Source organism: Pseudomonas sp. CM25 (genome assembly GCF_013179705.1).
Lineage (GTDB): Bacteria > Pseudomonadota > Gammaproteobacteria > Pseudomonadales > Pseudomonadaceae > Aquipseudomonas.
This window is the reverse complement of sequence record NZ_JABMCW010000029.1, coordinates 1-13,723: the sequence shown is the minus strand read 5'-3', so window position 1 is coordinate 13,723 and position 13,723 is coordinate 1. Positions and strand designations below refer to the sequence as shown.

13 protein-coding genes are annotated in these 13,723 nt (G+C 63.7%); 6 read left to right on the top strand and 7 right to left on the bottom strand.

The features are described 5' to 3' along the window. Positions 1-36 precede the first annotated feature (36 nt). Positions 37-483 carry a universal stress protein gene (locus HP546_RS05445; protein WP_172220779.1) on the bottom strand — a complete coding sequence of 149 codons (447 nt, stop codon included), beginning with the start codon at positions 481-483 and terminating at the stop codon, positions 37-39. Positions 484-743: 260 nt separating this feature from the next. Between HP546_RS05445 and HP546_RS05440 the strand changes: the two genes are divergently transcribed. From HP546_RS05440 to HP546_RS05420, 5 genes are all read left to right on the top strand, one after another. After that, positions 744-1,649 (top strand): LysR family transcriptional regulator, encoded by a 906-nt coding sequence (locus HP546_RS05440; protein ID WP_172220776.1) that lies wholly within the window; start codon positions 744-746, stop codon positions 1,647-1,649. Between the two features lie 137 nt (positions 1,650-1,786). Continuing rightward, positions 1,787-3,331: an MFS transporter gene (locus HP546_RS05435; protein WP_172220773.1), complete on the top strand. Its 1,545-nt coding sequence runs from the start codon at positions 1,787-1,789 to the stop codon at positions 3,329-3,331. 28 nt (positions 3,332-3,359) lie between these two features. Further along, positions 3,360-4,421 (top strand): HlyD family secretion protein, encoded by a 1,062-nt coding sequence (locus HP546_RS05430; protein ID WP_172220770.1) that lies wholly within the window; start codon positions 3,360-3,362, stop codon positions 4,419-4,421. Further along, the gene (locus HP546_RS05425) at positions 4,418-5,869 is read left to right on the top strand and encodes an efflux transporter outer membrane subunit (protein WP_172220767.1); all 1,452 of its coding nucleotides are present in this window, start codon (positions 4,418-4,420) and stop codon (positions 5,867-5,869) included. The genes HP546_RS05430 and HP546_RS05425 overlap by 4 nt, the downstream gene beginning before the upstream one ends. 55 nt (positions 5,870-5,924) lie before the next feature. Next, the gene (locus HP546_RS05420) at positions 5,925-6,719 is read left to right on the top strand and encodes an SDR family NAD(P)-dependent oxidoreductase (protein ID WP_172220764.1); all 795 of its coding nucleotides are present in this window, start codon (positions 5,925-5,927) and stop codon (positions 6,717-6,719) included. A gap of 112 nt (positions 6,720-6,831) precedes the next feature. On the opposite strand, the gene HP546_RS05415 is transcribed toward HP546_RS05420, so the two are convergent. Beyond that, complete coding sequence (locus HP546_RS05415) at positions 6,832-7,644, bottom strand: SDR family oxidoreductase (protein ID WP_172220761.1); 813 nt, start codon at positions 7,642-7,644, stop codon at positions 6,832-6,834. A 148-nt stretch (positions 7,645-7,792) separates the two neighbouring features. Further along, positions 7,793-8,257: a multidrug transporter gene (locus tag HP546_RS05410; protein WP_172220758.1), complete on the bottom strand. Its 465-nt coding sequence runs from the start codon at positions 8,255-8,257 to the stop codon at positions 7,793-7,795. A gap of 307 nt (positions 8,258-8,564) precedes the next feature. On the opposite strand from HP546_RS05410, the gene HP546_RS05405 reads away from it, so the two are divergent. Continuing rightward, a complete protein-coding gene (locus HP546_RS05405; protein ID WP_172220755.1) occupies positions 8,565-8,993 on the top strand; it encodes a hypothetical protein in 429 nt (142 codons plus the stop codon). Between the two features lie 82 nt (positions 8,994-9,075). On the opposite strand, the gene HP546_RS05400 is transcribed toward HP546_RS05405, so the two are convergent. The 4 genes from HP546_RS05400 to HP546_RS05385 all read right to left on the bottom strand — a co-directional run. Continuing rightward, the gene (locus HP546_RS05400; protein WP_172220833.1) at positions 9,076-10,530 is read right to left on the bottom strand and encodes a mannose-1-phosphate guanylyltransferase/mannose-6-phosphate isomerase; all 1,455 of its coding nucleotides are present in this window, start codon (positions 10,528-10,530) and stop codon (positions 9,076-9,078) included. Positions 10,531-10,564: 34 nt separating this feature from the next. After that, positions 10,565-11,212 (bottom strand): alginate O-acetyltransferase AlgF, encoded by a 648-nt coding sequence (locus tag HP546_RS05395; protein ID WP_172220752.1) that lies wholly within the window; start codon positions 11,210-11,212, stop codon positions 10,565-10,567. Positions 11,213-11,228: 16 nt separating this feature from the next. After that, complete coding sequence (locus tag HP546_RS05390) at positions 11,229-12,386, bottom strand: alginate O-acetyltransferase (RefSeq protein ID WP_172220749.1); 1,158 nt, start codon at positions 12,384-12,386, stop codon at positions 11,229-11,231. A gap of 10 nt (positions 12,387-12,396) precedes the next feature. Then, the coding region (locus HP546_RS05385; RefSeq protein ID WP_172220746.1) for an MBOAT family protein at positions 12,397-13,723 on the bottom strand (1,327 nt) is incomplete at its 5' end.

Genomic DNA, 13,723 nt, shown 5'->3' with positions numbered 1-13,723 from the left:
CTGGTCAATGCAATTGCGTTTCCGGGTGATGGCCGGTCAGGCGGGCCCTACCAAAACCGGCATTTCAATGCGGTCGATCACCTTTGCGCTGATCGACGGATCGAGCAGCCGCCCCAGCCGCGACAGGTGCCGGTGACCCATGATGACCAGCTCGCAGTTCAGCTCCTGTGCCTTGGCGATGATGGCGTCGACCGGCTGCCCGGCCACCATGCAGCCCTGGCTGGCGAAACCGGCCTGTTGCAATTCGCGTACTGCCTCGGCCACGGCGTGGTCGGCGTGTTGCTGTTCCTCGCAGGCAGCGGGGTATTCCTCCAGCTCCTCGGCGGTGTAGGGCGCGGGTCTGTCGTGCACGGCGAAGGTGGAATCGATGGCCAGCAGCACGTGCAGTTCGTGCTCGCCTGGGCGGCAGTAGCGACGGGCCAGGGCGAGCAGGGCAGTGGCGGCGGGGGAGGCGTCGATGGCGATCAGGACGGGGTTGGGCATTGGGGATCCTTGTAAAGGCTGGCGGAGTGATTGCCTGTTCGGGCCCTTTCGCGGGTAAACCCAAGACCACACCGCTTTCAAATATTGTGGTGTACCTGTGGGAGCGGGTTTACCCGCGAAAGGGCCGAACCTGCCAAAGGTCATTCTTGGCCAGATCGACTTACGGGATAAATGCCCCACGGCGCACGGGCGCATTGCGTCTGGTGCAATCCTGCAACCTGCTACCATCGCCCTTCCCAGCGCAGTAACGGATAACCGCCATGCAACTCCCGGACATGAACCTGCTCGTCGCCCTCGATGCCCTGCTCGACGAAGGCAGTGTGGTCGGCGCGGCGCAGCGCATGAACCTGAGCCCGGCGGCGATGAGCCGGACCTTGGGACGGATCCGCGATGCCCTGGGCGACCCGATCCTGGTACGTGCCGGTCGTGGCCTGGTGCCGACCCCACGGGCGCTGGCCCTGCGCGAGCAGGTGCATGGGCTGGTGGAGCAAGCCGGGCAGGTGTTCCGCAGCCGCGACGCGGTCGACCTGGCAAACCTGGACCGGGCCTTCAACATTCGCACCAACGACCTGTTCATCGCCCTGTACGGCGCCCAGTTGCTGCGCATGATGCTGGCCCAGGCGCCGCGCACGGTGTTGCGCTTTGTACCGGAAGGCAGTGGCGACGATGACGCGGTACTGCGCAACGGTCACATCGACCTGATCATCAGCTCGGCCATTGAACTGGGCCCGGAGATGAAAGTGCAGAGTTTGTTCAATACCTATTTCGTCGGCTTGGCGCGCGAGGGACACCCTATTTTCGAGGCGCCGATCACACCGCAGCGCTTTGCCGCGTATCCGCAGATCAGTGTGTCACGGCGCGGTCGGGCCAATGGGCCGATCGACGTGGCGCTGGCCAACCACAAGGTGGAGCGGCGGGTGGCGCTGATCACCACCAGTTTCCACTCGGCGATGTTCTCGCTGCCGGACTCCGACCTGATCCTGCCGATACCCGCCAATATCCTCAACAGCGTGAACCGTCTGAAGCTGCCATTGCGGTCTTTCGAAATACCCGTGCCGCTGGAAAAGGTGAATGTGAAACAGGCGTGGCACCCGCGATTCGACAACGATCCGGCGCATCGGTGGCTGCGCCAGACGCTGAAGGCGTGCGGTAGCATGGACCCATGATCAGGGCCTTTCATGCCCGCTATGATGTCCCGATTGCGTTTGACGCAACATAAACCTACCGAGAATTCAGTTTTCGTCAGCATTCGACGTTCTTAGACTTGCTCCAGTCGTGATTTTGTTGCTGGAGATGTCTGTCCATGAGTTCCCTGTCCGCCCCCTCTGCCGCGATTGGCGCTGCCGCCCCCGCGCCGGCCGCGCCTGCGCAGACGGCGTTCGGCCTGCAGGTCGTGGTTGGGCTGTTCGGTGTACTGCTGGCCGTGCTGTGCGCGGGCCTCAATGAGTCGGTGACGAAGATTTCCCTGGCCGATATTCGCGGCGCCATGGGCATTGGTGCCGACGAAGGCGCCTGGCTGCTGGCGGTGTACAGCGCCGCCTCGGTCTCGGCCATGGCTTTCGCGCCGTGGCTGGCCACTACCTTCTCGCTACGGCGCTTCACCATGAGCGCCATCGGCGTGTTCGCCGTGCTGGGTCTGCTGCAACCGTTCGCCCCCAACCTGCACAGCCTGATGCTGCTGCGCGTGCTGCAAGGTTTTGCCTCTGGCGCCTTGCCGCCGATGCTGATGAGCGTGGCCCTGCGCTTCTTGCCGCCGGGTATCAAGGTGTACGGCCTGGCCTGCTATGCCCTTACCGCCACTTTCGGCCCTAACCTCGGCACGCCACTGGCTGGCCTCTGGACCGAGTACGTCGGTTGGCAGTGGGCGTTCTGGCAGATCATCGTGCCGTCGGCGCTGGCCATGTTCTGCGTGGGCTGGGGCTTGCCGCAGGACCCGCTGCGCCTGGAACGTTTCAAGCAGTTCGATTGGCGCGGCGTGCTGCTCGGCCTGCCCGCCATCAGCTGCATCGTGCTGGGCCTGTCGCTAGGCGACCGCTGGGGCTGGTTCGATTCGCCACTGATCTGCTGGCTGCTGGGTGGCGGCCTGCTGTTGCTGGTGCTGTTCATGTACAACGAGTGGTCCGAGCCGCTGCCGTTTTTCCAGTTACGCATGCTCTCGCGACGCAACCTCAGTTTTGCCCTGGTGACCCTGGCCGGCGTGCTGATCGTGTTGTCTGGTGTAGGTAGCATCCCGTCGGCCTACCTGGCGCAGATCCAGGGCTACCGGCCGGTGCAGACCAGCCCGTTGATGATGCTGGTGGCCATGCCGCAGCTGATCGCCCTGCCGCTGACCGCCGCCCTGTGCAATATCCGCGCGGTGGACTGCCGCTGGGTGCTGGGCATCGGCCTGGCGATGCTGGCGGTGTCCTGTGTCGGCAGCAGCCTGCTGACGTCGCAGTGGATCCGTGGCGACTTCTATCCGTTCTACCTGCTGCAGGTGTTCGGCCAGCCGATGGCGGTACTGCCGCTGCTGATGCTGTCCACCAACGGGATGACCCCGCAGGAAGGCCCGTTCGCCTCCAGCTGGTTCAACACCGTCAAAGGCCTGGCTGCAGTGGTCGCCGGTGGCCTGCTGGACGCCGTTGGTACGCTGCGCCGGCACTTCCATTCCAACCACCTGGTGGACAGCCTGGGCAACGCCCCGCTGGTCGATGACAACAGCGCAGGCCTGGCCAAGCGTATCCACGACCAGGCGCTGGTGCTGACCTCCGCCGACCTCTACCTGGTCATGGCCTGCATTGCAGTGGCCCTGATCTGCCTGATTCCTTTCGTGCCTACCCGGGTCTATCCGCCGCGTGCGGTGGCCTGAACCCTGGATGAATTCGAGAACCGCTGAAATGACCAACAACCGCAAAACCCTGTTCATCGGCGCGGTGCTTGCCGTCGCTGTCCTGGCCGGCATCATCGGCCCCTGGATGTTTGGCAGCGACCACCGCCAGAGCACCAATGACGCCTATGTGATCGCCGACTACACCGTGGTCGCACCGAAGGTTGCCGGGTTCATCAAGGAAGTGCTGGTAGAAGATAACCAGCAAGTCAGGGCTGGCCAGTTGCTGGCGACCATCGATGCCCGTGACTACCAGGCCGCGCTGGATGCCGCGCAGGCGCAGTTGCTGGTGGCCAAGGCGCAAAGCGCCGATGCCCGTGCCACCCTCGAGCGCCAGGCGGCGCTGATCGCCCAGGCCGAGGCGGCGGTGAAAGCGGCGCAGGCCGAAGCGGCGTTCGCCGATCATGAAGTCAACCGCTACAGCCGCCTGGCCGAGCAGGGTGCCGGTACCGTGCAGAACGCCCAGCAGGCGCGCAGCGGCGTCGACCAGGCTCGCGCGCGGCTGGCCAATACCCAGGCGGCATTGGTGGCAGCACGCAAGCAGGTGGACATCCTTACCGCCCAGGTGGCCAGCGCCGATGGCCAGTTGAAGCGGGCTGAAGCGGGCGTTGAAAAGGCCCGGCTCGACCTGTCCTATACCCGCATCAGCGCGCCGGTGGACGGCATGGTCGGCGAGCGCGCCCTGCGTGTCGGTGCGTACGTCAATCCAGGTGCCCGCCTGCTGTCGGTGGTGCCCTTGCAGCAGGCCTATGTGGTCGGCAACTTCCAGGAAACCCAGTTGACCCACGTGCAGCCGGGCCAGCCGGTGAGCATCAGCGTCGACACGTTCTCCGGCGAAAAACTGCAGGGGCATGTAGAAAGCATCGCCCCGGCCACCGGCGTCACCTTCGCCGCCGTCAAGCCGGACAACGCCACCGGCAACTTCACCAAGGTGGTGCAGCGTATCCCGGTGAAGATCGTTTTCGATGACGGCCAGCCGCTGCTCGCGCGCCTGCGTGTGGGCATGTCGGTGGAAGCGACCATCGATACCCGTGGCGACAAGCTGGACGGCAAAGAGGTAAGCGCACGATGAAACCGGCATTACGCTTGAGCCCGTTGTTGCTGGCCGTGCTGATGGCCGGCTGCACCATGGGCCCGGACTTCCTGCGCCCCGACAGCCAGGCGCCGCAACAGTGGGCGCCGTTGCAAGGCGAGGCAGCGGCCAGCCAGCCGCAGGCCGAGCCACTGGAACTGCGCTGGTGGGAAACCTTCCACGACGCTCGCCTGAGTGCACTGATCCAGCGCGTATCCGAGCGCAACCTCGACCTGCAGATGGCCAGTGCCCGCCTGCTGCAAAGCCGTGCCTTACGCAGCACTGTGGCCGCCGATGAAGTGCCGTCGGTAGACGTGAACGCCGGCTACAGCCGCGCCCGCAACAGCGCCGAGGGCCTGAGCGACCCGTCGGGCAAGGCAGGCAAGCAAGCCTTCAACCTTTGGCAGGGTGACCTGGTAGCCGGCTGGGAGCTGGACCTGTGGGGCCGCGTGCGGCGTCAGGTCGAGGCCGCCGATGCCACGGTCGAAGTGGCCGAGAACGATCGGCGCGGGGTGTTGCTGGCGCTGCTGTCGGAAACCGCCGGCAACTACATCCAGTTGCGTGCCGTGCAGCACACCCTTGATGTGACTCGCGACAACCTCAAGGTCGCCCGGCACAGCCTGACGCTGTCGGAAAATCGCCAGGCGGAAGGTGTCGCCACTCGCCTCGACGTGGCCCAGGCCAGTGCCCAGGTGGCCTCGATCGAGTCGCGCCTGCCAAGCCTGGAAGCGCGGCGCGATGACTTGATCAACGCCCTCAGCCTGCTCGCGGCCGAACCGCCGCGCAGTTTGCAGGCCGAGTTGCTGCCGGCTGGCGAGCTGCCTGCGCCGCAGCAGAAGTTCGCCATCGGTTTGCCGTCCGAGCTGGCCGAGCGGCGCCCGGATATCCGCCAGGCCGAGGCGCGCCTGCATGCCGCCACCGCCAGCATTGGCGTGGCCAAGGCCGACTTCTACCCCAGTATCCGCCTGTCGGGCAGTGTCGGTTTCCAGGCCATGCAGTTGTCCGATTTTGCTGGCTGGGACTCGCGCCGTTTCGCCTTCGGGCCGCAGCTTTCGCTGCCGATCTTCGAGGGTGGCCGGCTCAAGGGCACGCTGGAATTGCGGGAAGCCCAGCAGCAGGAGGCGGCGCTGAACTACCGCAAGGTAGTGCTTGGCGCCTGGCATGAAATTGACGATGTGCTACGCCTTTACAACGCCAGCCAGTTGCGTCGGGATCATTTGGCCGAGGCGGTGCGACAGAACCGCATCGCCCTGGAAACCGCCCAGCGCCAGTATGTGGAAGGCGCGGTGGACTTTCTCAATGTGCTGACGGTGCAAGGGGCGTTGCTGGCCAGCGAAGAGCAGTGGATCGACAGCTCGGCGGCGGTGTCGCAGGCGTTGGTGGGGCTGTACAAAGCGTTGGGTGGTGGCTGGCAGGCATTCGACGAGCAGCCGGTGAAGAAAGCGTAAAAGCCGGGGCCGCAAAGCAGCCCTGGCGATTCCCCAGACAATTGAGGAGGCACAGATGCAGATTTCCTTGAACGGCAAGCGCGCCATTGTCAGCGGCTCCACCGCCGGCATTGGCCTGGCCATCGCCATCGGCCTGGCCGAGGCGGGGGCCGAAGTGGTGGTCAACGGCCGCACTCAAGCCCGGGTCGATGAAGCCCTCAACGCCATCCGCGAACGCCTGCCACAGGCGCGCATCATCGGTATCGCCGCCGACCTGAGTACCCGCGACGGTGCGCGAAAACTGTTCGGCCAAGTGCCGCACAGCGACATCCTGATCAACAACCTCGGCATCTTCGAGCCCAAGCCGTTCTTCGAGATCGAGGACGAGGAGTGGCAGCGGTTCTTCGATGTCAACGTGCTCAGCGCGGTGCGCCTGTCTCGCCACTACGCCCAGGGCATGGCCGAGCGCAAGTGGGGTCGGGTGGTGTTCCTGTCCAGTGAGTCGGCGCTGCAGATCCCGACCGAGATGATTCATTACGGCATGAGCAAGACCGCGCTGCTGGCGGTGTCGCGTGGCCTGGCCGAGACCTTGGCCGGTAGCGGGGTGACGGTGAACGCGGTATTGCCTGGGCCTACCCGCTCGGAAGGTGTCGGCGACTTCTTTGCCAAGCTGGCCGGGGAGCAGGGTGTGTCGACTGAGCAACTGGAAGCGAACTTCCTCGCCGAGCACCGGCCGACCTCGCTGCTCAAGCGCCTGGCGACGGTGGAAGAGGTGGCCAATATGGTGGTGTACCTGGCTTCGATGCAGGCCAGTGCTACCACCGGGGCTGCCTTGCGGGTGGATGGTGGAGTGTTACGCTCCATCGCCTGATTCTTTGTTGTCTGTGCCGCCCTCTTCGCGGGTAAACCCGCTCCCACAGGGATGACACAGCTCTGTGGGAGCGGGTTTACCCGCGAAGAGGGCGGCATAGGCAACCACGCCCTCAGAGCGGTCGCAGCAGCCCAAAACGCTTGCGCAAAGCCCAGTCCAGCAACCGCCGTGGCAGCAATCGGGCCATCACCGGCAACGCTGTACTGCCGTTACCCAACCGCACCAGCGCCGGCACCGGCGACTTGCTTACCGCCGTCAACACCCCTCTGGCAAACACCGCCGCCGAAGTCGGCTTGTCCTGCGAAGCCCGCGCCCGTGCCTGCACATGCTCGCGCAACGGCCACCACGGCGACCCTGCCACAAGTACCTGCTCCGCCTGGCGTTGGGCGTTGCTGGCGAACTGCGAGGCGATCGCCCCCGGCTGCACTTCCATCACTTGCACGCCGAAAGGCGCCAGCTCCAGGCGCAAGGCATCGCTGAGCGCATGCACGGCTGCCTTGGAAGCGCAGTAGGCGCCAGCGAAGGGAGTGACCAGCACCCCTGAGACGCTGCCGATGTTCACCACCACCCCGCGTGAGCGGCGCAGTAGCGGGAACAGTGCCCGGGTGACACCGACCACGGCAAACACGTTGGTCTCGAATTGCTGGCGCAGGGCGTCCACGCCGCCGTCGAGCAACGGGCCCATGGCGCCGTAGCCTGCGTTGTTGATCAGGATGTCGAGGGTTTCGAGTTCGTCGGCCAGGCGGGCCAGGGCGTCGCTGTCATTCACGTCCAGCTGCCGGGCGCTGAAGCCGGCGGCGCTCAGTTGCTCGACATCTTCTGGCTTGCGCGCGGTGGCCCAGACATGGTGGCCGGCATCGCGAAAGGCGTCGGCCAGGGCGCGGCCGATGCCGCTGGAACAACCGGTGATGAGGACGGTGGGCATAGGTGGAGGCCTGTTCTCAGGGAGATGATTTTCCTGCATGGGCCCTTTCGCGGGTGAACCCGCTCCACAGGTACCCCACAGTATTCAAGACCTGCGTTGTCCCTGTGGGAGCGGGTTCACCCGCGAAGAGGTCTGCACATGTGATAAGTCAATTGGCAAATGTACCCTGCAGGTGCTCGGCACGAAACTCCAGGGTTTGCGGACGATACCCGGAGCGCAATGGCGGCAATGGCAGGCAGTCCTTCCACTCGGCCCCCGGCTGCAGGTCACCTGGCCCACGGTAACGCGGGGCATTGTAGGTGTTCTCGGCCAGGTTCACGGTGTCGCCCGGGGCATACGCCGCCACGCGCCAGCGCAGCTCTGTGAGCGGCGCCTTGTTGCCGTTCTTCATGTGTACCTGCAGGGCACGGTCCGCCGGGCATTGCTCGGGGGCATAACTCAGGCGCAGGTCCAGGCGGGCCAGTTGCGAGGCTTCGCGGTTGTCCTGCCAGATGACGAACAGGGCCACCAGGCCCAGGCCGCACACGGCAGCCAGGGAAATCGGCAGGGCCTTGGCCGGGTAGCGCAACAGCAGCACCAGCCAGGTGAGTATGAGCAAGGCACCGATGATCATGGGGCTTGCAGACCTTGGTTGCGAGGGGTTCGACTATCGTAGCCTGAAATGGCATGTGCTCAAAAGCGGGAGGCTGCCTTGCAGTTGGCATGCGCTACGCCACGTGCAGCGCATGCGCTCGAAAGTCAGCGCAATCACATTGCGATGCTATCTGTAACTCCCAACACTGTGAGTAGCAGCAGAGCGCAAATTCTCATAAATTTTTTCTCGCCACTGAAAATAAAACATTTTCGGGCGTGGGTCTTCAGGGCACTAAGGCCCAGTTAATGTCATTTGAATTTATCAACAACGTGCGAGTGAACAGAACATGATGAACATTCAGGAAAAACAGGGCGTGGAATTTGAACCGGAAATGATGACCGCACAGTGGAAAGCGCTTAAAGGCAAGAGCACTGCGGCGCTCTCTCCGGCTTACCTCGGTCACAACAGTTACTATACCGAGTCGCCTGAGATTTCGGAGGCTTCTGAGGGCGGTATGATCTTGCGGGCGTATGAAAATCTGAACAACGGGAAACTGGGCGTCTTCTTCCGCGCCGGCATAGATCGCGATGGAGAATTTATTATCTATCGGGCATTTGGTAATTTGGGTGCGGGTTTGTATAACGCGAGAAACCTGGTTGTGGAAAACATGAAATGGCAACCGGGCCAACAACTCAGCTTCAACTATCGTCTGAGCTTTGCAGTCGGGGAGGTAACGTATGAAATGTCACAAGGGCATTACTGCGTAAACTTTTAATTTTTTCTTTCGGGCGTGATGCCCTTGGACAGACCCGCTACGGTAAAGCCCGCAGCGGGTTTGTGCATTTATCGACTGCGCTTTACTGCGCGATGGTCTTCACCGAAACCCCACGCTCGACCGGCGTGGAGGTTCGCCCATACACATCCTCGAAGCGCTCGATATCATCCTCGCCCAGGTAGCTGCCGGACTGCACCTCGATGATCTCCAGCGGGATCTTGCCCGGGTTGCGCAGGCGGTGCACCGAGGCGATCGGAATGTAGGTCGACTGGTTCTCGGTCAGCAGGAACACGTTCTCGTCGCAGGTGACCTCGGCCGTGCCGGACACCACGATCCAGTGCTCGGCACGGTGGTGGTGCATCTGCAGCGACAGGCTGGCGCCCGGTTTGACGGTGATGTGCTTGACCTGGAAGCGGCCGCCCATGTCCACCGAATCGTACGAGCCCCACGGGCGATACACTTCCAGGTGGTTCTGGGTTTCGCTGCGGCCCTGCTCGTCCAGGGTCTTGACCATTTGCTTGACGCCCTGGACCTTGTCCTTGTGGGCAATCATCATGGCGTCCTTGGTCTCCACCACCACGATGTTCTCCAGGCCGATCACCGACACCAGCTTGCCGTTGCCGTGGATCATGCAGTTGTGGCTGTCCTGCACCACCACATCGCCCTTGGTAACGTTGCCATTGTGGTCTTTCTCGTGCACTTCCCACAGCGACGACCAGCAGCCCACGTCGCTCCAGCCAGCCGACATCGGTACTACACAGGCACGCTGGGTTTTTTCCATCACCGCGTAGTCGATGGAATTGTCCGGGCAGCAGGCAAACGTTGCCTCGTCGATGCTCAGCACATCGCCGTCTTCTTCGCTGCGCTCCAGGGCCAGCACGCAGGTGTCGTAAATGTCGCCGTCGTGCTTTTTCAGCTCTTCGAGGAAGCGGCTGGCACGGAACAGGAACATGCCGCTGTTCCAGAAGTAGCCACCGGCCTGGACAAATTCGGCGGCGCGTTTTTCGTCGGGCTTCTCGACGAACTGCGCAACGCGTGCCACGCCTTCGGGCAGCAACGCGTCCTGGCTGGAACGGATGTAGCCGTAGCCGGTTTCCGGCCGGGTTGCCGGCACGCCGAACAGCACCATCTCACCACGCTCGGCGGCCACGGTGGCCAGGGCCAGGGCACGTTGCAGGGCTTTCTGATCATCGATCACATGGTCGGCGGGCAGCACCAGCATCAGCTCGTCGCGGCCTTCATTGACCAGTTTCATGGCAGTCATGGCCACGGCCGGCGCGGTGTTGCGGCCGAACGGTTCCATCAGGATGCCCTGGGTTTCCAGCTTCAGTGCGCTCAGCTGCTCCTGGACGATGAACTTGTGGTCCTTGTTGCAGACCACGATCGGCGCGTCCATGCCTTCGAACACCAGGCGCTCGATGGTTTGCTGGAACAGGGTGTGTTCACCGGTCAGGGCCAGGAACTGCTTGGGGAACTGCTTGCGCGACAGAGGCCACAGACGCGAACCGCTACCACCAGAAAGAATTACCGGGATCATCATGTTTCTCCAATAGTCGTTTAGAGGCAGGGGATCAGTTGCTAGCCACGGGGCGAGTTACCCACACCGGCGACAAGCTGTTGCCGGAACCTGTTACGTACAGCACGGCAGCTTCGCCGCGCTCCAGAGCGACGGGTTTCACGTCACCGACTTTCTTGTCGCCCTGGTACAGCGCCAGGCTGACCTTGACCGGGTTGATCTCGCGCTCGCCACGGCCGTTGGCGGCCACCGGCTTGACCACTTCGGTCTTGCCGTCGGCAGTTTTCAGGGTCAGTTGCTGGTCGCTCAGGTTCTGCACGCGAACCAGGGCTTTCTGCTTGTTCTTGAACGGTGGCTCTTCGATCAACTTCGGGTTGCCGCCGCTGCTGTTGACCAGGGTGTAGTACTTGTCCGCGGCCAGCTTCACCGGCACGCTCTTGCCGCCGACCTGGGCGGTGTAGTCACCGCCCGGCAGGAAGCTGAAGTCGCTGCTGGCCTGGGCGCCAACCTGCTTGATCTGGGTGTTGCCGACGCTGGCAGCAGCCGGTGCGCTGGCGGCGTTGAACAGGCGCACGAAGGTGGAGCCTTTGGGTGCAGTCGGGCCATACAGCGCAGCGTCGGCGCCGGCGAAGGCGTGCATGGACGCAAGGGAAAGGCCGGCCGCAAGGGTGAGGGCTTTGGCAATGGAAGTCTTGGTAGTCATGTGCATTTCCTCTCTATCAATGGTTCGTCCGGGCGGACGACAAGGCCAGGTTTTCTTCGGATTTACGGGCGTTCTTGAGCTGCGCGATCCACTGCGGATCGAAGCTGCTCAGGTCGTTCTTCATAGGCAGGTAACGTTCGGGGAATTCCCACACCACCACTTGTGGCGCGGCGTTCTTGAAGGCGTCGCTTTGCAGGTACTTGAGCATTGGCAGCAGCGGGCCGTGGCCGTCTTCGGCGTAGTTGGCCACGTCGCTGCGCAAGGCCTGTTGCAGCGCACCGAGGAAGTTCCAGTGCGGGTTGGCGCTGTAGCTGGTGCCTACCAGCGCCACCGGAATCTGCGTGTCGGCAAACAGCGCATCGCCGCCTTCGCCCTCGGCCTCGGCAGGCCGGGTGGTGCGTTGCTGCAGGGTGTCCGGCGCCGGCAGCAGGTTGCTGAACAGCGGGTCAAGCGGCAGGAAGTTGGTCAGGTCGCCCTTGTACGGTGCGGTATTGCCGGCTTCGGTGATGAAGGTCTGCGGTTCGCCGTCGAGCAGGCTTTGCCGCGCCACCGCTTCGGCCAGGGCCTGGGCCACGACTTCGGCGCCCATTGGCGTCCAGTGGGTGTCGGTGCGCAGGAATACCTGGCCGCGGGCCTTGGCCTGCTCCAGCGGTGCCATCAGGTCCGGGGCGAACACGTTGGCCTGGCGTGCCTGGGCGTGGAACTGGTTGTACAGGTCGTCATGCAGGCTGGCAGGTGCTTCTTTACCGACATACTCGGAATAGACCCGCGCCTTGGCCGGCACGATCGCCAGCACCAGCTGGCTGCCGTGCTGCTGCAGGGTGTCGCGCACGCCGCGGATCAGTGCCAGGTTTTCCTGCATCAGTTGCTCGGCACCGGCGGTGGGCTTGAACTCTTCGTCGCTGAACAGCCACTGGTCGCGGCCCAGCACCACACCGGGGCGGCCTTCGTTGAACAGCTTGAAGTCCATCGCCGCCCACAGGTTGGTGCCCAGGCGCTTGATCGGGAATTCTTCGTCGTAGTGGGTCTCGGCTGCCTTGGCCAGCTTGCCGTTGAGCAGGGTCATCTGCTCGGTGCGCTGGAAGCTCTGCAGGCCACCGGTGGACCAGGCGCCCATGCCCACCAGCAGGCCGAGGAACGACAGCGAATAGGTGATGCGTAATGTCCGGGTCATGTCATCCACCTCAGAACTGGAAGTACAGGAACGGCGAGTAGCTCTGCGCCGAGAGCTTGAGGATCGAGGCCACGAACAGCAGCAAGACGAGGGCGCGGGTCATTACCCGGGTCCAGTCCAGGCCGAGCGAGCCGTCGCTGTTGATTTGCACCGGGGTGGCCGTTGGCGTCGGCCGGGCGTTGCGGTAGAAGTCGCGCAGGCCGAAGAACGCCAGGGTGAGGTAGGCGATCACCAGGGTGGCCACCTGCAGGCCGGTGAGCTGCGCGCGGTTGAGTTCCGACAGCTGCCAGTCGCCGAAGCTGAACATGGCGCCGTACATGCGGGCGGCCACGTGCAGGTTCTCGGCGCGGAAGATCACCCAGCCGACCACCACCAGCAGGAAGGTGAAGGCCCACTTGACCGGGTTGAAGCGCTGCGGGTTGGTGTCCAGGCCCAGCGCCCGCTCGATCGCCAGCCACATGCCATGCCAGGCGCCCCAGATGATGTAGGTGAAGTTGGCACCGTGCCACAGGCCGCCCAGCAGCATGGTCAGGAACAGGTTGCGGTAGGTGTTGAAGGTGCCTTTGCGGTTACCGCCCAGGGTGATGTACAGGTAGTCGCGCAGCCAGGTCGACAGGCTGATGTGCCAGCGCCGCCAGAACTCGGTGATCGACTGGCTGATGTACGGCTGCTTGAAGTTTTCCATGAAGCGGAAGCCCATCATCAGCCCAAGGCCGATGGCCATGTCGCTGTAGCCGCTGAAGTCGAAGTACAGCTGCGCGGTGTAGGCCAGGGCGCCCAGCCAGGCATCGCCGGTGGTGGGGTTTTGCAGGGCGAAGCAATGGTCGGCGACCACCGCCAGGGTGTCGGCGATGAACACTTTCTTGATGAAGCCCTGCATGAAGCGGGTGCAGCCTTCGGAGAACTTGTCCAGGGTGTGGGTGCGGTTGTTGAACTGGTCCACCAGGTCCTTGAAGCGCAGCACCGGGCCTGCGATCAGGTGCGGGAAGATCGCCACGAACGCCGCGAAGTCGATCAGGTTGCGGGTGGCCGGGGTGTCGCCGCGGTACACATCGATGATGTAGCTGATCGACTCGAAGATGTAGAACGAGATACCGATCGGCAGCAGCACATGGGTGAGGATGAACGGCTCCAGGCCAAACGAGCTGATGATCGCGTTGAGGCTGTCGACGCCGAAGTTGGCGTACTTGAAGTAGCCGAGGATCGCCAGGTCGACACCCACGCCCAGCAGTAGCCAGCGCTGCGCCGGCTTGGTGCGCACCCCAGCGGCACCGACTTTCAGGCCGATCCAGTAGTTCCACAGGGTGACCCCGGCGAACAGGGCCAGGAAGTCCACC